17 protein-coding genes are annotated in these 20,162 nt (G+C 65.5%); 4 read left to right on the top strand and 13 right to left on the bottom strand.

The features are described 5' to 3' along the window. Positions 1-99: 99 nt before the first annotated feature. From QMX85_RS02360 to QMX85_RS02345, 4 genes are all read right to left on the bottom strand, one after another. Positions 100-1,707: a carboxyl transferase domain-containing protein gene (locus QMX85_RS02360; protein ID WP_282338579.1), complete on the bottom strand. Its 1,608-nt coding sequence runs from the start codon at positions 1,705-1,707 to the stop codon at positions 100-102. Between the two features lie 70 nt (positions 1,708-1,777). Further along, positions 1,778-2,941 (bottom strand): isovaleryl-CoA dehydrogenase, encoded by a 1,164-nt coding sequence (locus QMX85_RS02355; RefSeq protein ID WP_282338577.1) that lies wholly within the window; start codon positions 2,939-2,941, stop codon positions 1,778-1,780. A 49-nt stretch (positions 2,942-2,990) separates the two neighbouring features. Then, positions 2,991-3,368 carry a MerR family DNA-binding transcriptional regulator gene (locus QMX85_RS02350; RefSeq protein ID WP_282338575.1) on the bottom strand — a complete coding sequence of 126 codons (378 nt, stop codon included), beginning with the start codon at positions 3,366-3,368 and terminating at the stop codon, positions 2,991-2,993. A gap of 248 nt (positions 3,369-3,616) precedes the next feature. Then, entirely contained in the window at positions 3,617-4,552 is a 936-nt protein-coding gene (locus tag QMX85_RS02345; protein WP_282338573.1) for a LysR family transcriptional regulator, read from the bottom strand. Between the two features lie 149 nt (positions 4,553-4,701). On the opposite strand from QMX85_RS02345, the gene QMX85_RS02340 reads away from it, so the two are divergent. Then, on the top strand, positions 4,702-5,931 hold the full coding sequence (locus tag QMX85_RS02340) for an acyl-CoA dehydrogenase (RefSeq protein ID WP_282338572.1): 1,230 nt from the start codon (positions 4,702-4,704) through the stop codon (positions 5,929-5,931). A 48-nt stretch (positions 5,932-5,979) separates the two neighbouring features. On the opposite strand, the gene QMX85_RS02335 is transcribed toward QMX85_RS02340, so the two are convergent. Together QMX85_RS02335 and alaC are read right to left on the bottom strand one after the other, a co-directional pair. After that, on the bottom strand, positions 5,980-6,423 hold the full coding sequence (locus QMX85_RS02335) for a thioesterase family protein (protein ID WP_282338570.1): 444 nt from the start codon (positions 6,421-6,423) through the stop codon (positions 5,980-5,982). A gap of 67 nt (positions 6,424-6,490) precedes the next feature. Then, positions 6,491-7,723 carry an alanine transaminase gene (alaC, locus tag QMX85_RS02330; RefSeq protein ID WP_282338569.1) on the bottom strand — a complete coding sequence of 411 codons (1,233 nt, stop codon included), beginning with the start codon at positions 7,721-7,723 and terminating at the stop codon, positions 6,491-6,493. Between the two features lie 227 nt (positions 7,724-7,950). Between alaC and ampC the strand changes: the two genes are divergently transcribed. Continuing rightward, positions 7,951-9,183 (top strand): class C beta-lactamase, encoded by a 1,233-nt coding sequence (gene ampC, locus QMX85_RS02325; protein ID WP_282338568.1) that lies wholly within the window; start codon positions 7,951-7,953, stop codon positions 9,181-9,183. A gap of 112 nt (positions 9,184-9,295) precedes the next feature. Here ampC and QMX85_RS02320 read toward each other — a convergent pair whose 3' ends face one another. Next, positions 9,296-9,505 carry a YgdI/YgdR family lipoprotein gene (locus QMX85_RS02320; RefSeq protein ID WP_090230619.1) on the bottom strand — a complete coding sequence of 70 codons (210 nt, stop codon included), beginning with the start codon at positions 9,503-9,505 and terminating at the stop codon, positions 9,296-9,298. A gap of 133 nt (positions 9,506-9,638) precedes the next feature. After that, positions 9,639-12,239 carry a bifunctional aconitate hydratase 2/2-methylisocitrate dehydratase gene (acnB, locus tag QMX85_RS02315; RefSeq protein WP_282338564.1) on the bottom strand — a complete coding sequence of 867 codons (2,601 nt, stop codon included), beginning with the start codon at positions 12,237-12,239 and terminating at the stop codon, positions 9,639-9,641. A gap of 401 nt (positions 12,240-12,640) precedes the next feature. Here acnB and QMX85_RS02310 point away from each other — a divergent pair, with 401 nt between their 5' ends. Further along, positions 12,641-13,120 (top strand): DUF1289 domain-containing protein, encoded by a 480-nt coding sequence (locus QMX85_RS02310; RefSeq protein ID WP_282338562.1) that lies wholly within the window; start codon positions 12,641-12,643, stop codon positions 13,118-13,120. 55 nt (positions 13,121-13,175) lie between these two features. Here QMX85_RS02310 and QMX85_RS02305 read toward each other — a convergent pair whose 3' ends face one another. Beyond that, entirely contained in the window at positions 13,176-14,039 is an 864-nt protein-coding gene (locus QMX85_RS02305; protein WP_282338559.1) for a universal stress protein, read from the bottom strand. A gap of 211 nt (positions 14,040-14,250) precedes the next feature. Here QMX85_RS02305 and miaE point away from each other — a divergent pair, with 211 nt between their 5' ends. Beyond that, complete coding sequence (gene miaE, locus QMX85_RS02300; protein WP_282338557.1) at positions 14,251-14,850, top strand: tRNA isopentenyl-2-thiomethyl-A-37 hydroxylase MiaE; 600 nt, start codon at positions 14,251-14,253, stop codon at positions 14,848-14,850. A gap of 24 nt (positions 14,851-14,874) precedes the next feature. Here the strand turns inward: miaE and QMX85_RS02295 are convergent, their stop codons facing one another. The 4 genes from QMX85_RS02295 to QMX85_RS02280 are packed head-to-tail and all read right to left on the bottom strand — an operon-like array spanning position 14,875 to position 19,850. Continuing rightward, positions 14,875-16,155: a nitrate regulatory protein gene (locus QMX85_RS02295; RefSeq protein ID WP_282338555.1), complete on the bottom strand. Its 1,281-nt coding sequence runs from the start codon at positions 16,153-16,155 to the stop codon at positions 14,875-14,877. Between the two features lie 12 nt (positions 16,156-16,167). After that, positions 16,168-16,932, bottom strand: coding sequence for a uroporphyrinogen-III C-methyltransferase (cobA, locus tag QMX85_RS02290; protein WP_282338553.1), 765 nt, complete (start codon positions 16,930-16,932; stop codon positions 16,168-16,170). Between the two features lie 33 nt (positions 16,933-16,965). Further along, complete coding sequence (locus QMX85_RS02285; RefSeq protein WP_282338552.1) at positions 16,966-18,630, bottom strand: bifunctional protein-serine/threonine kinase/phosphatase; 1,665 nt, start codon at positions 18,628-18,630, stop codon at positions 16,966-16,968. 8 nt (positions 18,631-18,638) lie between these two features. Further along, positions 18,639-19,850, bottom strand: coding sequence for a nitrate/nitrite transporter (locus QMX85_RS02280; protein WP_282338550.1), 1,212 nt, complete (start codon positions 19,848-19,850; stop codon positions 18,639-18,641). Positions 19,851-20,162 lie beyond the last annotated feature (312 nt).

Genomic DNA, 20,162 nt, shown 5'->3' with positions numbered 1-20,162 from the left:
TTCGAGGTGGCCGCGGGTTAAATCAATCTTGGTCGTTCCTGTCGGGGGCGCCACGCGCACCAAAGCCGGGTTGCGGTGCGCGCGGCGCACCCTACGGATTCACATGCGGAACACACCGAAACGGCTCGGCTCTATTGGCGCATTGAGGCTGGCGGAGATGGCCAGGGCCAGTACTTCGCGGGTTTGCGCCGGGTCGATGACGCCGTCGTCCCACAGCCGCGCGCTGGAGTAGTAGGCGTGGGCCTGGCGTTCGTACTGCTCGACGATGGGCTGTTTGAGACGCTGCTCGTCGTCGGCGGAAAACGCCTGGCCGCTGCGTTCGCTCTGTTCGCGCTTGACCTGTACCAGCACCCCGGCGGCCTGCTCGGCGCCCATCACGCCGATCCGCGCGTTGGGCCACATCCACAGGAAGCGCGGATCGTAGGCGCGGCCGCACATGCCGTAGTTACCGGCGCCGAAGCTGCCACCGATGATCACGGTGAACTTCGGTACGCGGGCGCAGGCCACCGCATTGACCAGCTTGGCACCGTGCTTGGCGATACCGCCGGCCTCGTATTTCTGCCCGACCATGAAGCCGGTGATGTTCTGCAGGAACAGCAGCGGAATGCCGCGCTGGCAGGCCAGTTCGATGAAGTGCGCACCTTTCTGCGCCGATTCGGCGAAGAGGATGCCGTTGTTCGCCAGGATCGCCACGGGGTAGCCGTGCAGGTGGGCGAAACCGCAGACCAGCGTCGCGCCGAACAGCGCCTTGAATTCGTCGAAAGCCGAGTCGTCCACCAGGCGCGCGATCACCTCGCGCACGTCGAATGGCTGCTTGGCGTCCGCCGGGATCACCCCGTACAGCTCCTCGGCGGCGTAGCGCGGGGCGAGCGGCGCACGGCTGTTGATCTCGCCCTGCTTGCGCCAATTGAGGTTGGCGATGCAGCGCCGGGCCAGGGCCAGGGCGTGCTCGTCGTTCTCGGCGTAATGGTCGGCGACGCCGGAGGTCCTGCAGTGCACGTCGGCGCCGCCCAGTTCCTCGGCGCTGACCACCTCGCCGGTGGCGGCCTTCACCAGCGGCGGCCCGGCGAGGAATATCGTGGCCTGGCTGCGCACCATGATCGCTTCGTCGGCCATGGCCGGCACGTAGGCACCGCCAGCGGTGCAGGAGCCCATCACCACGGCGACCTGCGGGATGCCCTGGGCGCTCATGTTGGCCTGGTTGAAGAAGATCCGCCCGAAGTGCTCGCGGTCGGGGAACACCTCGTCCTGGCGCGGCAGGTTGGCGCCGCCGGAGTCCACCAGGTAGATGCACGGCAGGCGGTTCTGCTGGGCGATGGCCTGCGCGCGCAGGTGTTTCTTCACGGTCAATGGGTAGTAGCTGCCGCCTTTCACCGTCGCGTCGTTGGCGATGATCATGCATTCCACGCCCTCGACGCGGCCGATGCCGGCGACCACGCCGGCGGCTGGAACCTCCTCGTCGTAGACCTCGTGGGCAGCCAGTTGGCCGATCTCGAGAAACGGCGAGCCGAGATCGAGCAACTGGTCGATGCGTTCGCGCGGCAGCAGCTTGCCACGCGCGGTGTGGCGTTCCTGGGCCTTGGCGCCGCCGCCTTCATGGACCCGGGCGAGCAGGGCGCGCAGCGCGTCGACCTGCTCCAGCAGCGCGGCGCTGTTGGCGGCGAACTCGGGCGAACGCGGGTTGATCCGGGTGTGCAGGATGGTCATCTGTGCTTCCTGTAGGGTGCGCCGTGCGCACCATGGCAGTGTGTGCGGTGCGCGCGGCGCACCCTACGGATCACCTGGTCTCGTTGAACAGCTCGCGGCCGATCAGCATGCGGCGGATCTCGCTGGTGCCGGCGCCGATCTCGTAGAGCTTGGCGTCGCGCAGCAGCCGGCCGGTGGGGAATTCGTTGATGTAGCCGTTGCCGCCGAGGATCTGGATCGCATCCAGGGCCATCTGCGTAGCGCGTTCGGCGGTGTAGAGGATCACCCCGGCGGCGTCCTTGCGCGTAGTCTCGCCGCGGTCGCAGGCCTGGGCCACGGCGTAGAGGTAGGCGCGGCTGGCGTTGAGCTGGGTGTACATGTCGGCGACCTTGCCCTGGATCAGCTGGAACTCGCCGATGCTCTGGCCGAACTGCTTGCGGTCGTGGATGTACGGCACGATCACGTCCATGCATGCCTGCATGATCCCGGTCGGGCCGCCGGAGAGCACCACGCGCTCGTAGTCGAGGCCGCTCATTAGCACGCGCACGCCGCCGTTGAGCTGGCCGAGCACGTTCTCTTCCGGCACTTCGACGTCGTCGAAGAACAGCTCGCAGGTGTTGGAGCCGCGCATGCCGAGCTTGTCGAACTTCGCGCCGCGGGAAAAACCCTTCCAGTCGCGCTCGACGATGAAGCCGCTGATGCCGTGCGGACCTTTCTCCAGGTCGGTCTTGGCGTAGATCACGTAGGTGTTGGCGTCCGGGCCGTTGGTGATCCACGTCTTGCTGCCGTTGAGCAGGTAGCGGTCGCCGCGCTTGTCGGCGCGCAGTTTCATGCTGACCACGTCGGAGCCAGCGTTCGGTTCGCTCATCGCCAGGGCGCCGACGTGCTCACCGCTGACCAGTTTCGGCAGGTAGCGGGCCTTTTGCTCGGCCGTGCCGTTGCGCTTGATCTGGTTGACGCACAGGTTGGAGTGGGCGCCGTAGGACAGGGCGACCGACGCCGAGCCGCGGCTGATCTCTTCCATGGCGATCACATGGGCCAGGTAACCCAGGCCCGAGCCGCCGTACTCCTCCTCGACGGTGATGCCGAGCAGGCCCATGTCGCCAAGCTTGCGCCACATATCCAGGGGGAACTGGTTGCTGCTGTCGACTTCGGCGGCGCGCGGTGCCAGTTCGCTCGCGACGAATGCCCGGGTCTGCTCGCGGAGCATGTCGAGGGTTTCGCCGAGGGCGAAGTTGAGGCTTGGGTAGCTCATGGTGATCACCTGTTTCTTGTTGTTGTGGTGAGTCGTGCAGCGATCGGCGTCAGGCGGTGGTGGCGGCCATCGCCGCCCGGCAGCGCTCCTCGGCAGTGTCCAGTTCCAGTTTCATCTGTTCGATGTCGAGCAACTGCTGGTCGAGTTGTCCCCGGCGCTCCTCGATCTTGCGCATGAAGGTTTCCAGCTGAACGCGATTGCCCTCGGCCGGATCGTAGAGCTCGATCAGTTCCTTGCATTCGGCCAGGGAGAAACCGATGCGCTTGCCGCGCAGGATCAGTTTGAGGGTCACCTTGTCGCGGCTGCCGTAGACACGCTCCTGGCCGCGGCGCTCGGGCGCCAGCATGCCCTGCTCCTCGTAGAAGCGGATGGCGCGGGGCGTGATGTCCAGCTCACGGGCGAGCTCGGAGATGGAATAGCGGCTCATCGAGGTGACCTTCACATTTGCTTGACGTTAACGTAAAGCAAGGTTGACGTTAACGTCAACATGGATTGACGCCTATCGATTGACTGGGGATGCGGGGAGTGAAGGCGGAGAGGTTTGTTCCGAGGGCCAGGGTTCGGCAAGTGAGCATTTCGCCCAACGAGATCTACGGTGAAGCGCAGGCCGCCGAAAGCTAGAATCTACTTTAGCTTTAAGGAGGCCTTTTAAATCAATGAGTTAATTAGTAAATCTCATGTTGAGACTGCGGGGACGGCCTTCTGTTCGCTCGCCGAGACCTTCTGTGCGATCTCGATCAACTGCTCGCGCATCCAGCGGTTGGCCGGGTCCTGATCGGTGCTCTCGTGCCAGTAGAGATGGCTTTCGACGTTGGGCACGTCGTTCACCGGGAGATCGACGTAATGCAGGTCGTGCCGCTTAGCGAAGCGCTCGGGGACGGTCATCGCCATATCGGTCTGTTGCAAAACGGTGGATGCCATCAGGTAATGCTGCGAGCGCAGTACCACCCGGCGCTGGATGCCCATCTTGCCCAGCGACAGGTCGACGTAGCCGAGGCCGCTGCGTCGACTGGAGATGTGGATGTGGCTGAGCGACAGGTAGTCGTCGAGGCTGATCTTCTCTTTCGCCAGCGGATGTCCGCGGCGCAGGGCGCAGACGTAGCGGTCGTCGAGCAGCTTGACGTGGCGTACCTGAGGGTCGGTGTTCAGCGGCGCATCGACGGCGAAATCCAGGCGCCCCGCGGCCAGTTCCTTGGTCATTTCACGTCGCCGCGACAGCATGCTTTCGATGCACACCTGCGGTGCCAGGCGGCGCAGACGCTGGAACAGCGGCGGCAGCAGCACGGCCTCGGTGAGATCGGTCATGCTGACCCGGTAGGTCTTGTTCGCCTGCTGCGGGTTGAAGATCCGGCTTTCCTGAACCGACACCCGCAGTAACTGCAGTGCGTTGCGCACCGGCCCGATGATGTTTTGCGCCATCGGCGTCGGCACCATGCCCTGGGCGGTGCGCACGAATAGCGGGTCGTTGAAGGTCTCGCGCAGGCGGGCGAGGGCGTTGGACACCGCGGGCTGAGTGATGCCGACGATCTGTCCGGCACGGGTCAGGTTGGCCTCGCTGTAGATGGCGTCGAACACGATGAATAGGTTGAGGTCGACCTTGCTGAGGTTCATTGTCACGCGTCCTTTTGTCTTTGTTATGGGCTGATCATATATAAGTTATGAATGTTAATACACGACAAAAATAGCTTCGATTAATCCAAATCGCTGCTCTAGCATCTTCTCCATCACTTAACGAAAACCGCCCTAGAAGGTTTGCCGCGATGGATTTCTCCTACTCTCCCAAGGTTCAGGAACTGCGCGAACGCGTCACCGCATTCATGGAAGCCCATGTGTATCCCGCCGAGCCGGTCTTCGAGCGGCAGGTTGCGGAGGGCGACCGCTGGCAGCCCACCGCGATCATGGAGGAGCTCAAGGCCAAGGCGCGCGCCGAAGGGCTGTGGAACCTATTCCTGCCGGAGTCCGAGTACGGTGCCGGCCTGACCAACATGGAGTACGCGCCGCTGGCGGAGATCATGGGCCGCTCGCTGATGGGCTCCGAGCCGTTCAACTGCTCGGCGCCGGACACCGGCAACATGGAAACCCTGGTGCGCTACGCCAACGAAGCGCAGAAGCAGCAATGGCTGGAACCGCTGCTGAGGGGGGAAATCCGCTCCGCCTTCGCCATGACCGAGCCGGGCGTGGCGTCCTCCGACGCCACCAACATGCAGGCTAACGCCGTGCGCGACGGTGACGAGTGGGTGATCAACGGACGCAAGTGGTGGACCTCCGGCGCCTGCGATCCGCGCTGCAAGATCATGATCTTCATGGGCCTGACCAACCCGGATGCGCCGCGTCACCAGCAGCACTCGATGATCCTGGTGCCGAGCGATGCGCCAGGCGTGACCATTCTCCGCCCGCTCCCGGTGTTCGGTTACGACGACGCGCCGCATGGCCACGCCGAAGTGCTGTTCGAGAACGTCCGGGTTCCCTACGAGAACGTGCTGCTGGGTGAAGGGCGCGGTTTCGAGATCGCCCAAGGTCGCCTCGGGCCTGGCCGTATCCACCACTGCATGCGTTCTATCGGCATGGCCGAGCGGGCACTGGAGCTAATGTGCACGCGCGCCGCCAGCCGCACCGCGTTCGGCAAGCCGCTGGCCCGTCTGGGCGGCAACATCGACCACATCGCCAATTCCCGCATCGAGATCAACCAGGCACGCCTGCTGACCCTGAACGCCGCCTACATGATGGACACCGTGGGCAACAAGGTGGCGCAGAGCGAGATCGCGCAGATCAAGGTGGTGGCGCCGAACGTCGCGCTGAACGTCATCGACCGCGCGATCCAGATCCACGGCGGCGCCGGCGTATCCAACGACACTCCGCTGGCGTACTTCTGGGCGATGCAACGCACCCTGCGCCTGGCCGACGGCCCGGACGAAGTGCACCGCATGGCGGTCGGCAAGTTCGAGATCGGCAAGTACGTGCCGAGGGAGATGCTGCGCTCGGGGCGTTGATCCCAAGCCCGAAAAAAAGCCCGCGAAAGCGGGCTTTTTCGTTTCGCCTCAGTCCAGCCAGTTCACCCTGGGGAACAGCGCGCGGAAGGCTTCGGGCATCGCCACCACCCGCGACTGCCGATAGTCGAAGAACACGAAGCCGGACTTGGCCATGGCGATCAGCCGACCATCGGCGGGGCGCGTGATGCGGAAGGTGATGTCGCCGCCGTAGCGGTTGAAATCCATCACGCCCACCTCGAACAGCAACTGATCGCGGGCGTGGGCCTCGGCCTTGTAGGTGGTGGCGAGGTCGGTGACGATGATGCCGCCGCCATCGGCGCGCGATTCGCCGATGCCGTACTCGAACAGAAAGCGCGCGCGGGCCTCGGAAATCATCGAGATCATCGAGTCGTTGCCCAGGTGGTTGGCGCCGTTGATGTCGGTGATGCGCACGGTCAGCTGGGTGCTGAAGCAGTGTTGGTCTTCCGGGAAGTCGAGAATCAGGCGGGCCATGTTGCAACTCTATGGGGCGGGAGGGGAGCGAAAACCCGGCCTCGGGCGAGGCCGGGAGCAGACGGCTTCAGCTTTCGGAGGTATGCGATTTGGCCGAGCCGATCAGGCCGTCGGCGCGGAACATGTGCTTGATACCGCGCACCGCCTGGCGGATCCGGTCCTGGTTCTCGATCAGGGCGAAGCGCACGTGATCGTCACCGTAGTCGCCAAAGCCGACGCCCGGCGAGACGCAGACCTTGGCATCGGTGAGCAGCTTCTTGGCGAATTCCAGCGAGCCGAGCGCCGCGTAGGCGTCGGGAATCTTCGCCCAGACGTACATCGACGCCTTGGGATTCTCGACCATCCAGCCGGCCTCGTGCAGGCCCTTGACCAGCACGTTGCGACGCTGGCGGTATTGCTCGGCGATATCGCGCACGCACTGCTGGTCGCCTTCCAGGGCGGCAATCGCGGCGACCTGCAGCGGGGTGAAGGTACCGTAGTCGTGATAGCTCTTGATCCGCGCCAGGGCGTTCACCAACTGCTTGTTGCCGACCATGAAGCCGATTCGCCAGCCGGCCATGTTGTAGCTTTTGGACAGGGTGAAGAACTCCACGGCGATGTCCTTGGCGCCGGGCACCTGCATGATCGAGGGCGCCTTCCAGCCGTCGTAGACGATGTCGGCGTAGGCCAGGTCGTGCACCACCAGCACGTCGTACTGTTTGGCCAGCGCGACCACGCGCTCGAAGAAATCCAGCTCGACGCACTGCGCGGTCGGGTTGGAGGGGAAACCGAGGATCATCATCTTCGGCTTGGGGATCGATTCGCGGATCGCCCGTTCCAGTTCGGTGAAAAAGTCGATGCCCGGCACCAGCGGAACGGAGCGCACCTGGGCGCCGGCGATCACCGCGCCGTAGATGTGGATCGGGTAGCTGGGGTTGGGCACCAGCACCGTATCGCCATGGTCCAGCGTGGCGAGCATCAGGTGCGCCAGGCCTTCTTTCGAGCCGATGGTGACGATGGCCTCGTCTTCCGGGTCGATTTCCACCTGATAGCGGTCGGCATACCAGCGCGAGATCGCCCGGCGCAGGCGCGGAATGCCTCGCGAGGTGGAATAGCCATGGGTGTCTTCGCGCTGGGCGACACTGCAGAGCTTCTCGACGATATGCGGCGGGGTCGGCCCATCGGGGTTGCCCATCGACAGGTCGATGATGTCCTCGCCACGACGGCGCGCGGCCATCTTCAGCTCGGCGGTGATGTTGAAAACGTAGGGGGGGAGACGATCGATACGCGCGAAGCGGCGCGCGGTGCGGACTTCAGTCATGCTTGCCTCGAAAACGTGAGCGCCCGGAACCGTCCGAGCGACGTCGGCCACTGCGGTGGCCAGGCCGGACAATAAGGCCCGGCGCAGGCTTTGTCGAGCGTCTCGATGCGCGGCATAGCGGTTGCTGGCTGCCACGAAACGATAGGCTTTCCGGCGACTCGAACAGCAACGCTTATTCGGGCGCCCAGGTCGGTGTCGTCCTGCACAACGAGAGAGAACCTTATCCGATGACTCGGCGCCCCATCGCCCTGGGCCTTTTTGCCGCCAGCCTTTCCGTGACGCTGCCGGCGGCGGCCATGTCTGAAGCGCAGTTCCAGACCGAGACCGACACGCTCTTCGCGCCGCTGATGGCGCAGTACGACATACCCGGCCTGGCGGTCGGCGTGACCTGGCAGGGCAGGCACTATGTGTTCACCAAGGGGCTAGCGAACCGCGAAGCGAAGACAGCGGTGTCCCGCCAGACGCTGTTCGAACTGGGCTCGCTGAGCAAGACCTTCAACGTCACCCTGGCGGCGCTGGCCCAGGAACGCGCGCTGTTGTCGCTCGATGACCGAGTTGGCGCGCATCTGAAGCCGCTCGACGGCAGCCCGGCCGGGGCGCTGAGCCTGATGGACCTGGCCACGCACCAGAGCAGTGGCATGCCCCTGCAGGTGCCGGATCAGGTCAAGGATGAGAACGGCCTGATGAACTGGCTGCGGCAGTGGAAACCCACGCCGGGCGCCGGTCACGAGCGGTCCTACTCCAACGTCAGCATCGGCCTGCTGGGGCGTATTTCCGCCCAGGCGTTCGGCCAGCCCTACGCCCAGGCGCTGCATGATCAGGTGCTCGCGCCGCTGGCGCTGAATCACAGCTACGTTCAGGTGCCGGCCGCTTGGATGCCGGATTACGCCTACGGCTACGCGCGGCAGGACAACAGGGCCATTCGCGTGAGCCCGGGTGTCCTCGATGCCGAGGCCTACGGCGTGAAATCCAACGTTGACGACATGCTGCGTTTCATCGATATAAACCTGGGCGGGGCAAGCGTGCCGGCGCCGCTGGCGGCGGCCATCGAGACGACCCATCAGGGCGTGACGCGTACCCAGAACTTCACCCAGGCGATGGTCTGGGAGCGCTACCCCTGGCCGCTTTCCCGCGAGCGACTGCTGGCCGGTAACGCGCCGTCCATGGCCTTGGAAGCGCAGCCTGCGACTCGACTGCCGAAGCGGGAAACAAACGAGCAGGGCGTGCTGTTCGGCAAGACCGGCTCGACCAATGGCTTTGGCGGCTACGTGGCCTTCGTGCCGGACGAGCGCATCGGCGTGGTGATGCTGGCCAACCGCAACGTGCCCCTTGAGGCTCGTGTACAGGCGTCCCATGCGCTGTTGCAGCAGGTGCTGAAGGCGCAGCGCTGTGGGCCAGGCATTCTTCGGGCGCAGGAGCGTGCCAAAGCCTCAGTACCCTTAGAGCTTTTTTCACTGTGATTTGGCCAGCGCCATCCGCTTGGCAGCTGCGTCGGCAGGCAGCGCGGCGCTTCGCTTCAAATCTTTGGCATAAAAAAGCCCCGCCGGGGCGGGGCCTCGGCTGGCCTGGAACTCAGCGTTCCATCACCTGCTTGACCTGCGATTGCGGGATCTGCTGCTTGCGACCGTCGCTGTCCTCGAACTCCAGCAGGCCGGTGTCTTCGTCCAGCTCCGGCTTGCTGTCGCTGCTGAGCATCTGCCCGTCGTTGGTGGCGATGATGTAGTCGTGCGCGCAACCGGCCAGACCGAGTACGCAGAAGACGGCAAAAATCCACTGTTTCATGCTGTAGCTCCTTACGAGATCGTGATTCGCCAAAGGCGTTCTCTGGCTCTGACAAGCCTGAGCAACGGATGCTCCCCAAGAAAAGAAAAAGCCCCGCACTGGGCGGGGCTCCTTCCTTGCTGCTGCGTCGCTATCAGGCCTGAACGACCGGGATATTGGCGCTGGCAGCCGCTTCCTTGTACTCGGCGATCTGGTCGAAGGACAGGTAGCGGTAGACGTCGGCAGCCATGCTGTCGATGTTCGCCGCGTAGCCCATGTACTCCTCGACGGTCGGCAGCTTGCCGAGGATCGACGCGACCGCTGCCAGTTCGGCGGAGGCCAGGTACACGTTGGCACCGTCGCCCAGGCGGTTCGGGAAGTTACGCGTGGAGGTGGAGACCACGGTGGAGTTCGACGCCACACGTGCCTGGTTGCCCATGCACAGCGAGCAGCCGGGCATTTCCATGCGTGCACCGGCCTTGCCGTAGATGCCGTAGTAGCCTTCCTCGGTCAGCTGGTGCTGGTCCATCTTGGTCGGCGGCGACAGCCACAGGCGGGTCGGAATCGAGCCCTTGACCTTGTCCAGCAGTTTCCCGGCGGCGCGGAAGTGACCGATGTTGGTCATGCACGAACCGATGAACACTTCGTCGATCTTCTCACCGGCGACGGTGGACAGCAGACGCGCGTCATCCGGGTCGTTCGGCGCGCAGAGCACCGGCTCCTTGACTTCCGCCAGATCGATTTCGATGACTTCGGCGTACTCGGCGTCGGCATCGGCTTCCATCAGCTTCGGATCGGCCAACCAGGCTTCCATTGCCTTGGCGCGGCGCTCCAGGGTGCGGGCGTCACCGTAACCTTCACCGATCATCCAGCGCAGCAGGGTGATGTTGGAGTTCAGGTATTCAGCGATGGCGCCTTCCGGCAGCTTGATGGTGCAACCGGCCGCCGAGCGCTCGGCCGAGGCGTCGGACAGCTCGAACGCCTGCTCGACGGTCAGCTCGTTGAGGCCTTCGATCTCGAGGATGCGGCCAGAGAAGATGTTCTTCTTGCTTTTCTTCTCGACGGTCAGCAGGCCTTTCTGGATCGCGTAGTAGGGAATCGCGTGAACCAGGTCGCGCAGGGTGATGCCAGGCTGCATCTTGCCCTTGAAGCGCACCAGCACGGATTCCGGCATGTCCAGCGGCATTACGCCAGTGGCGGCGGCGAACGCCACCAGGCCGGAACCGGCCGGGAAGGAGATGCCGATCGGGAAGCGGGTGTGCGAGTCGCCACCGGTGCCGACGGTGTCGGGCAGCAGCATGCGGTTCAGCCAGCTGTGGATGATGCCGTCACCCGGACGCAGCGACACGCCGCCACGGTTGCGGATGAAGTCCGGCAGCGTGTGGTGGGTGGTGACGTCGATCGGCTTCGGATAGGCCGCGGTGTGGCAGAAGGACTGCATCACCAGGTCGGCGGAGAAGCCCAGGCAGGCCAGGTCCTTCAGTTCGTCACGGGTCATCGGGCCGGTGGTGTCCTGCGAGCCGACGGTGGTCATCTTCGGTTCGCAGTAGGTGCCGGGGCGCACGCCCTCGACGCCGCACGCCTTGCCGACCATCTTCTGCGCCAGGGTGAAGCCCTTGGTGCTGGCAACGGGCTGGTCGGGCTTCTTGAACAGGTCGGCGGCGGGCAGGCCCAGCTCGGCGCGAGCCTTGTCAGTCAGGCCACGGCCGACGATCAGCGGGATACGGCCGCCAGCGCGAACTTCGTCGAGCAGCACCGGGGTCTTCAGTTCGAAGGTGGTGATGACTTCGTCGGTGCCGTGCTTGCAGACCTTGCCGGCATGCGGATAGACGTCGATCACGTCGCCCATGTTGATGTTCGACACGTCGAACTCGATCGGCAGGGCGCCTGCGTCTTCCATGGTGTTGTAGAAGATCGGCGCGATCTTCGAGCCGAAGCAGAAACCGCCGGCGCGCTTGTTCGGCACGTAGGGGATGTCGTCGCCGAAGAACCACAGCACCGAGTTGGTGGCGGATTTGCGCGAGGAACCGGTACCGACCACGTCACCCACGTAGGCGACCGGGAAGCCCTTGGCGCGGATTTCCTCGATCTGCTTCAGCGGGCCGATGGAGCCCGGCTGGTCGGGAACGATGCCGTCGCGGGCCATTTTCAGCATGGCCAGTGCGTGCAGCGGGATGTCCGGGCGCGACCAGGCGTCAGGCGCCGGCGACAGGTCATCGGTGTTGGTTTCGCCGGTGACCTTGAACACGGTCAGGCTGTATTTCTCGGCGATCGCCGGCTTCTTGGTGAACCACTCGCCGTCGGCCCAGGATTGCAGCACTTCCTTGGCGGCGGCGTTGCCGCTCTTGGCCTTCTCGGCCACGTCGTGGAACGCGTCGAACATCAGCAGGGTGTGCTTCAGCTGTTCGGCGGCGGTGGCTGCCAGTTCGGCGTCGTCGAGCATCTCGACCATGGTGACGATGTTGTAGCCGCCCTGCATGGTGCCGAGCAGTTCGATCGCACGCTTCTTGTCGATCAGCGGGGAAGTGGCTTCGCCCTTGGCCAGCGCGGAAAGGAAACCGGCCTTGACGTAGGCGGCTTCGTCGACGCCCGGCGGTACGCGGTTGGTGAGCAGATCGAGGAGGAATTCTTCTTCGCCGGCGGGCGGGTTCTTCAACAGCTCGACCAGGCCTGCGGTCTGCTCGGCGTTCAGCGGCTGGGGCACGATACCCTGGGCGGCACGCTCTTGTACGTGTTTGCGGTAGGCTTCAAGCACAGTTTTACCCTCATCAGTGGTCCCGGAGGACACATAGTGGAAACCGACTTACGCATGCGCTTCTCCGCTTCTTGGGCGGGTGGGCCAGGGTCCGTCGGTTTCCATCCAGAAGCTGTTTTCAAAGTTTTACGCCGCAGGATCGGGCTTGATGAGGGCTGGCGCATTGCAGGTCGAGCGGGTCGACATGCCTGCGCCAACGAATCGTCCTGACGGGAGTTACTGTGCTCGTGACGCTTTGAAAACAGCTTCGAACGGACATTGGCGCCGAAAACGGCGGAGCTCATCCTACCGGAAAACGGGTGCGAAGTTAAGCCGCGGACCGGCAGTCGGGTGGGGTGACCGGTGTTAGACAAAGGGCTAAGATGCCGGCCTGTTTCGCCGCCCGCCTTTCGTTGTTCACCATGTCCAATCAGCGCATCAAGACGCCCTGCGTCGGTCTCTGCTCCACCGTCTACGGCGATCTGGTCTGCCGAGGCTGCAAGCGCTTCCACCATGAAGTGGTCAACTGGAACGCCTATAACGACGACGAGCGCCGCGCGGTGTGGGCGCGTCTCGAGGTGCTTCTCGATCAGGTCATGCAGGCCAAGCTGGAGGTGTTCGATACCTCGCGCCTGCGCCAGCAGCTCGAACAGCGGCAGATCCGCTTCGTCCCCGAACAGTCGCCGTACTGCTGGGCCTACCAGTTGATCGCGCGCGGCGCGCGGGTGATCAGCCAACTGGATGCCTATGGCGTGGTGCTGATGCCGGAGTTTCGCGGCTGGACGCTGCCGGACCTGCGCGACGCCATCGACCGCGAGTTCTTCATCCTGTCCGAGGCGCACTACGAGCGCTACATCGCCCCGAAATTCCTCCGCGAAGGCGTCGAGCAGCGCTTTCCCTGACGCGACGCTGCGTAACGAAAAAGCCGCCCGCAGGCGGCTTTTTCATGGGCATCGTTCAGCGCTGGGCGACGAGTTCCTCGAGGTGGTCGATGATGTCGTCCGGCTTCAACACCAGCACGTCGCTGTCCAGCGAATCCAGCACCACTTCGGCGGTATTGCCGATCAGCGCTCCGGAAAACCCGCTGCGCCCCACCGTGCCGAGCACCGTGACGGCGGCGTGCAACTGGTCCGCCACCTGGGGAATCACCACGTCGGCCGGGCCTTCGCAGACGTGCAGGCGATCCGCCGGCACGTCGTACTCCGTCTGGAACACCGCGCACGCCTCCCGGTAGCGCGCCTCGATGGTCTCGCTGAGCTGGAAGGTCGGATCGGCAGAAGCAAGCATCGCCGCCGGATGGGCGCTGACGACGTGCAGCGAGGCATTGGCCAGCTCGGCGATGTCGTAGGCATGACTGACGATGCTGGCGTGCAGCGTGCGGTGCTCGCTGTCCGCGTTGCCGACATCGACGGCGGCGAGCACCTTGCCGCCGGTCCAGAGCCTGTCGGTTTTCACCATCAGCACCGGGGCAGGGCAGTAACGCAGCAGTTTCCAGTCATCCGGCGTCAGCAGCAGGCGCTTGAGGGCGCTTTCCGCCACGTGCTGCTTGATCACCAGCCCGCAGCCTTCGGCCTGCTGGGCGTTGATCACCGTCTGGTGCGGACTCTCTTGCCAGGCCTGCTGCGCGCTGGCGCTGTAACCGTCGCGTTCCAGTTCGCTGACCCGTTCGTTGAGGTAGCTGGCGTGCTGGCGCTTGTTGTCGCAGACCAGCAGATGCAGGTGCGATTGGGTTACGCCGGCGATGAGGCGGGCGCGCTTGAGCGCCAGGTCGTCGGTCTGATCGGGCTGTATGACCACCAGGATGCTGCGGATGGCGTGCATGGTGCTGTCCCTCGTTGCCTGTTTCGACCCGAATGACTGTAGACGCAGGGTCCGGCGCCGCGCTTGATGCATATCAACCGCGCCAGGCTGGCCCTGCGACGGTGCATTCGTATAATGCTGCGCTTCGCGATATCGACCCGAGCCGCCATGCCTTTCCACACCGTCTCCCCGCGTTCCGCCGTTCACCTTCCGCTTCATGGGGAGCGCGCGCATGCTGCCTGAGATCGGTGAATTCCTCGGCTGCAGCACGCCGGACGCCTGGATCGCCGCCGCGTTGCAGCAGCAGGACGTGATGCTGCTGGATCACAAGAACTGCGAGTTCAAGGCCGCGTCCACGGCGCTCAGCCTGATCGCCCGCTACAACGCGCATGTCGACCTGATCAACTATATGTCCCGCCTGGCCCGCGAGGAGCTGGTGCACCACGAGCAGGTCCTGCGCCTGCTGAAGAAGCGCAGAATCGGCCTGCGCCCGGTTTCCGCCAGCCGCTACGCCTCCGGCCTGCGCAGCACGGTGCGCAGCCATGAGCCGCAGAAGCTGGTGGACACGCTGGTGGTGGGCGCCTTCATCGAAGCGCGCAGCTGCGAGCGCTTCGCCGCGCTGGTTCCGCATCTGGACGAGGAGCTGGGCAAGTTCTACTACGGGCTGCTGAAGTCCGAGGGCCGGCATTTCCAGAACTACCTGCGCTTCGCCTACCAGTACGGCGACGCCGCGGATGTCGAGCAGACGGTCGAGCGGGTGAGGGCGGCGGAAGCCGAGCTGATCCAGAGCCCGGACAGCGAGTTCCGCTTCCACAGCGGCGTGCCGGCCTGATCGATCAGGCATTCGCCAATCCGTTCAACCCCGTGCCGGGTTGGCAGCTTCCTTGCGCAGGTGGGTCATCACCTGGTCGGCCACCTCGGCCAGGCGTTTGCCGCTGTCCATCGCCGTGCGCAGCAGTTGCTCGTGGGCGGCCTGCTCGCTCAGTTGATAGCGTTTCATCAGCAGGTTTTTCGCCTGATCGACGCGCTTGCGCTCGCTGAGGGTGCTGCGCGCGTCCTTCAATTCCTCGCCCAATGCTTGCAGGCGCTGCGTCTGTTCGTGAACCAGGTCGAGGATCGAGCGGTTCAGCTGGCTACCGATACCGTCCTGCGGCGCGCCGTCGAGCGCGGTGCCCTGGACGTTGAACAGCACCGGCTGGGTGTTCGCCGCATTCCCGACCAGGCGCTTGAGCAGCGCGCGGTGGTTGTCGAGATCGGCGCTGGCGTCGGCGATGCTTTGCCGGCAGCGTTGCAGCAGGTCCCGGGCCAGCAGGTTCTCGACCTGTTTCATCGCATCGATGCGCCGGGTGCAGACGTCGAACCACAGCTCGCCGAGATCGGCGTCCACCGTCGCGTTCTCCGCCGTGCGTTGCGCGACCCCGCGCAGCGAACGCAATTGGGCCTCCATGTCGCCCGCCAGGAGATCTTCCCAGGCCGCCAGCGCGGAGGCATTGGCATACTCGCGGAAGATGTCGAAGCAGCGCTGCTGGCCTTCGAGCAGGTGGCGCATTCGTTCGTGCTGCGCGTCGTCGAGGTAGCCGGCGGCGAACCCGGCGACGCCGGTCGCGCGTTCCTGGCCGGCGAGTTCCTTGCCCTGCATGAAGTTGAACATCGCCACCAGGGCGCGGGTGAGCTCGGGGTCGAGGGCGGTGTCGGCGGCCTCGAAGACCACGGCGAGCAGGCCACCGATCAGGCGCGTGAAGCCCGTCATCGCTTCGCTGGAGGTCACCCGCTGTTCGCGGACGCGGCGGCGCAGGCGCGGCAGGTCGTCGAGGCTGTAGAGCACGAAGGCGATCCGGTTGAGCAGCCGCGCGTTATCCGCCGAGCCGCCGAGATCGAGCTGCTCCAGGCAGTCGCGCAGCTGCTTCTCGCTATGTCGGGACTCGTCGCTGAGGCGCTCGAGGGTCGTCAGCAGGCGCTCCTGAACGTTGCCCAGGTACATGTTCGAGTAGCCGCGCTCCTTCTGCAGCGCATGCACCAGTTGGCTGATCAGCGTCACCAGTTCGCAGGTGACGGCCAGGCTTTCCAGGCTCTGCAGTTCGCAGCGGCGGGCGGCGAGCATGAAGCGCAGGGCGGCGGGCATGCTGTCGTCGGTCATGGTCTTGCTCCTTCAAAGGATCGCGGCCGCTCCATGGTCGCGCATGGAGGCACCGGCGAACTGATGCACGTGGCATGCCGCTACTTCGCCGATCACCAGCACGGCAGGGCTTTGCAGGGCGAAGTCCGCGGCGTCCCGTTGCATGCGCGAGAGCGTGGAGCGGCACTCGCGCTGGCCCGGCAGCGAGGCCTGCTCGATCATCGCCACCGGGGTGTCGGCGGGGAGGCCTCCGGCCAGAAGATGATTGCGGGTTTCGCCCAGCTTGGCCACGCCCATGTAGACCACCAGCGTCGTGCCGCTGCGCGCCAGGGCCGACCAGTCGGGGCTGGCGCCGTCCTCGGTATGCGCCGTGACCAGCGTCACTCCGCGAGCCACGCCGCGCAGGGTAAGCGGGATGCCGCACTGGGTGGCGGCGGCCAGCCCGGCGGTGATGCCGTTGACGATTTCGCAGGCGACGCCGTGCCCGGCCAGCCATGCCGCTTCTTCGCCGCCACGGCCGAAGATGCACGGGTCGCCGCCCTTCAGGCGTGCCACGCAGCGGCCCTGGCGGGCGTAGCGCAACATCAGGCGCTGGATGAATGCCTGCGGAGTGGAGCGGCATCCGCCGCGCTTGCCTACGCGCAGGACGCGCGCCTGCGGGCAGTGCGCGAGGACCTGCGGATTGACCAGGTCGTCGAGCAGCACCACCTCGGCTTCGCCCAGGGCACGCACGGCCTTGAGGGTGAGGAGTTCCGGATCGCCGGGGCCGGCGCCGATCAGCCAGACTTTCGCATTCATGGGTCTACCTCGTCAGGTGGTTGGCGGTCGGTCTCAGTGCCGATAGAGCCAGGTGAGGATCAGTGCCAGGTTGAGCAACAACGACACCCCGGCGATCGCCCGCCAGGTTTTCAGGGGTTCGCGCTGCAACAGCGGGCGCGCGAGGGTTGGCGGCTGGCGTTCGCCCTGTTCCAGCTGCAGCAGGGCTTCTTCGGCGGTTTCGAAACGGTCGGCCGGATCGCTGGCCAGGCAGCGCGCCAGCCAGGCGTCGAGCCAGGCCGGCAGTTCCGGCCGGCGTCTGGCCGCACTCACCGGCGGCGAATGGAAGCGCGGAACCTGGAACGCCTCGACCTCGCCATAGGGAAACTGCCCGGTGAGCAGCCGATGCAGCGTGACGCCGATGGCGAACAGGTCCTGGCGCGGCTCAGGCGTGGCGCCGTGATAGCACTCCGGGGCGATGTAGCTGGGCGTGCCCGGCAGGCCGTAGGCACCGTCGCGCGACAGCCCGGGGCAATAGGCCAGGCCGAAATCCAGCAGGCGCAGCTCGCCGTCCACGCCACGGTGGAGGTTCTCCGGCTTGATGTCGCGGTGCAGGATGTTGCGCCGGTGCAACTGGCCGACCGCGCGGAGCAGGCGCGTCGCGCAATCCAGCCATTCGCCCAGCGGCAAGGGGCCGTCCGCCTCGAGCTGCTCGGCGAGGCTGCGACCGGTGTACTCGCGCTGCACGTAGTAAAGGTGGCGACGCCGGGGCAGCGGATGGATCTCGACGAAGGCGCGGCCCGGCACGCGGCGCTGCAACCATTCCTCCATCATCAGTGCCTGGGCGGCCGATCCATCCTCGGCCAGCGCCGCGGGCAGCGTCTTCAGCAGCCAGTGGCGGCCCTGCTCGTCGGCCACGCGATAGCGCCGCGACTGCTGCGATTCACTGAGCAGCGCCAGCACCTGCCAGCCCTCGAAACGCTGGCCCGGCTTGAGCACCGGCGCCGGTGGCCAACTGGCGGCCTGGTCCTGCCAGTCGCTTTCCGGCAGCGCTTCCACGTAAATCAATAGCGCACTGGCATTGTCCTGGCTGCCGGCGCAGTGCGCGGCATGCACCAGTGCCTGCGCGGCGGAGCGAGGGTCGTTGGTGGCCTGCAGCACGCTGCGCACGCCGGCGTCGCCCAGGGTGCTCCACACGCCGTCGCTGAGCAGCAGGAGGGTGTCGCCGACGTTCAGCTCGCCCTCGCTGAAGTCGGCCACAAGATGGCTTTCCAGGCCCAGGGCGCGGGTCAGCACATGCTGCATGCCCGGTTGTTGCCAGACATGGTCCTGGCTCAGCCGGCGCAGTCCGCCGTCGCGCCAGCAGTAGGCCCGGCAATCGCCGACATGCGCCAGGGTGAAGCGCCGCCCGCGCAGCACCAGCGCCGACAGGGTGGTCAGCAGTGGCTGTCCGTTGCCGGCGGTCTGCAGCCAGCGGTTCTGCGCCTGCAGCAGTTTTTCCAGGCTCTGCGCCACGCTCCAGGTTTCCGGCGTGGCGTAGTAGTCCTGCGTCAGGGCCTGAACGCTGGATTGCGCCGCCAGGCGGCCGTCGGCGCAGTAGCTCACGCCGTCGGCCAGGGCGAACAGGCAGCCTTTGCTGCCGGCCAGCGAGGGTTCCGGCAGCACGCTGCGCAACGCGTCCTGGTTCTCCTCGCACGGGCCGGTGGCGCTGGCTTCGCCGATGACGAGCTTGAGCGACATGCGCGGGCTCAGACGCGCGCTGCGGTGGAGGCCGCGGAGCCCCAGGTGGTGCGCCAGCGGCGCTTGACGCCGCACAGGCCGAACCAGGCAACCACCGCCAGGCTGGCGAACAGCCACAGGCCGAGCTGGTAATCGCCGGTGGCCTGCTTCACCGCACCGAGGCCGGACACCAGCAGGAAGCCGCCGATGCCGCCGGCCATCCCGATCAATCCGGTCATCACGCCGATCTCGCGATGAAAGCGCTGCGGCACCAGCTGGAACACCGCGCCGTTACCCGCGCCGAGGCTCAGCAGCGCGACCACGAACAGGCTCAGCGCCACCAGCGAACTGGCGATGTGGAAGCCCACCGCGGCGATGCAGATGGCGGCGAGGGTGTACATCGCCAGCAGGCTGCGGATGCCGCCGATGCGGTCGGCCAGTGCGCCACCCAGCGGTCGGAACAGGCTGCCGCCGAACACGCAGGCGGCGGTGTAGTAACCCGCGGTCACCGGGTCGAGGCCGTACTGGTCGTGGAAGTAGCCGGGCAGGGCGCTGGCCAGGCCGAGGAAGCCGCCGAAGGTCACGCTGTAGAAGAACATGAACCACCAGCTGTCCTTGTCGCCGAGGGCGCGAGCATAGTCGGCCATCCGCTTCGGTGCCGGTCGCCGGGGGGCGTTACGGGCGCAGAGCACGAACAACGCGAGGGTGATCACCAGCGGAATCAGGGCAAAGCCGAACACGTCGTTCCAGCCGAACATCTTCGCCAGCGCCGGCGCGAACAGCGCGGCGAACACCGTGCCGGAGTTGCCGGCACCGGCGATGCCCATCGCCTTGCCCTGGTGCTGCGGTGGATACCACTGCGACGCCAGCGGCAGCGCGACGGCGAAGGAGGCGCCGGCAAAGCCGAGGAACAGCCCGAGCAGCAGCGTTTGCTCGTAACTGTGCACACCCGCCAGCCAGGCCACCGCCAGCGCGGCGATGACCACGCATTGGCCGAAGATCCCGGCGGTCTTGGGCGACGTCCGGTCGGCGAAAAAGCCGAGGATCAGGCGGAACACCGCCCCGGCGAGAATCGGCGTGGCCACCATCATCGAGCGCTGCTGGGTGGTCAGTTGCAGGTCGGTGGCGATCTGCACGGCCATCGGCCCGAGCAGGTACCAGACCATGAAGCTCAGGTCGAAATACAGGAAGGCCGCGAACAGCGTCGGCGTGTGGCCGGCTTTCAGGAAACTGGAGTTCATCGTGAATCCCCTCATCTTTTTCAGGCGCAAAAAAAAACGCCAGAGCATCGTCCCGTTATCGGGTGGATGCCCTGACGCCTTTGTCAGGAGGTGGATGACCATGGGGATCATCCGCGCTGTATTGATAGCAAGGACCGGGCCATGGACTCGTTTTATCGGAGCTAACCGGCCATGGAGCGAATTTCCTCGTCAAGAACGCTGCAGTTTTCAGGTTGTCGACGCGTAACAGGCCCTTTCACGGCTGAGCACTGGGGTGATCGGGCTTCGCGTGTTCCTGCTTTCTGTCACCAAGTAGTGCGCCGGACTTCACTT

The sequence above is a fragment of the Pseudomonas sp. PS02288 genome, assembly GCF_029959715.1.
Taxonomy (GTDB): Bacteria; Pseudomonadota; Gammaproteobacteria; order Pseudomonadales; family Pseudomonadaceae; genus Pseudomonas_O; species Pseudomonas_O kuykendallii.
Note: the sequence above shows the minus strand (reverse complement) of the source record. Positions and strands in the feature narration are given on the sequence as shown.

Excerpts from the sequence above, each read along its gene's own strand:
- QMX85_RS02340 (WP_282338572.1), top strand. The coding sequence starts at position 4,702 with ATGGATTTCTCCTACTCTCCCAAGGTTCAGGAACTGCGCGAACGCGTC.
- QMX85_RS02280 (WP_282338550.1), bottom strand. The coding sequence starts at position 19,850 with ATGAACTCCAGTTTCCTGAAAGCCGGCCACACGCCGACGCTGTTCGCG.
- QMX85_RS02285 (WP_282338552.1), bottom strand. The coding sequence starts at position 18,630 with ATGTCGCTCAAGCTCGTCATCGGCGAAGCCAGCGCCACCGGCCCGTGC.
- miaE (WP_282338557.1), top strand. The coding sequence starts at position 14,251 with ATGCTGCCTGAGATCGGTGAATTCCTCGGCTGCAGCACGCCGGACGCC.
- cobA (WP_282338553.1), bottom strand. The coding sequence starts at position 16,932 with ATGAATGCGAAAGTCTGGCTGATCGGCGCCGGCCCCGGCGATCCGGAA.
- QMX85_RS02320 (WP_090230619.1), bottom strand. The coding sequence starts at position 9,505 with ATGAAACAGTGGATTTTTGCCGTCTTCTGCGTACTCGGTCTGGCCGGT.
- ampC (WP_282338568.1), top strand. The coding sequence starts at position 7,951 with ATGACTCGGCGCCCCATCGCCCTGGGCCTTTTTGCCGCCAGCCTTTCC.
- QMX85_RS02355 (WP_282338577.1), bottom strand. The coding sequence starts at position 2,941 with ATGAGCTACCCAAGCCTCAACTTCGCCCTCGGCGAAACCCTCGACATG.
- QMX85_RS02345 (WP_282338573.1), bottom strand. The coding sequence starts at position 4,552 with ATGAACCTCAGCAAGGTCGACCTCAACCTATTCATCGTGTTCGACGCC.
- QMX85_RS02310 (WP_282338562.1), top strand. The coding sequence starts at position 12,641 with ATGTCCAATCAGCGCATCAAGACGCCCTGCGTCGGTCTCTGCTCCACC.
- QMX85_RS02360 (WP_282338579.1), bottom strand. The coding sequence starts at position 1,707 with ATGACCATCCTGCACACCCGGATCAACCCGCGTTCGCCCGAGTTCGCC.
- alaC (WP_282338569.1), bottom strand. The coding sequence starts at position 7,723 with ATGACTGAAGTCCGCACCGCGCGCCGCTTCGCGCGTATCGATCGTCTC.
- QMX85_RS02350 (WP_282338575.1), bottom strand. The coding sequence starts at position 3,368 with ATGAGCCGCTATTCCATCTCCGAGCTCGCCCGTGAGCTGGACATCACG.
- QMX85_RS02335 (WP_282338570.1), bottom strand. The coding sequence starts at position 6,423 with ATGGCCCGCCTGATTCTCGACTTCCCGGAAGACCAACACTGCTTCAGC.
- QMX85_RS02305 (WP_282338559.1), bottom strand. The coding sequence starts at position 14,039 with ATGCACGCCATCCGCAGCATCCTGGTGGTCATACAGCCCGATCAGACC.
- QMX85_RS02295 (WP_282338555.1), bottom strand. The coding sequence starts at position 16,155 with ATGACCGACGACAGCATGCCCGCCGCCCTGCGCTTCATGCTCGCCGCC.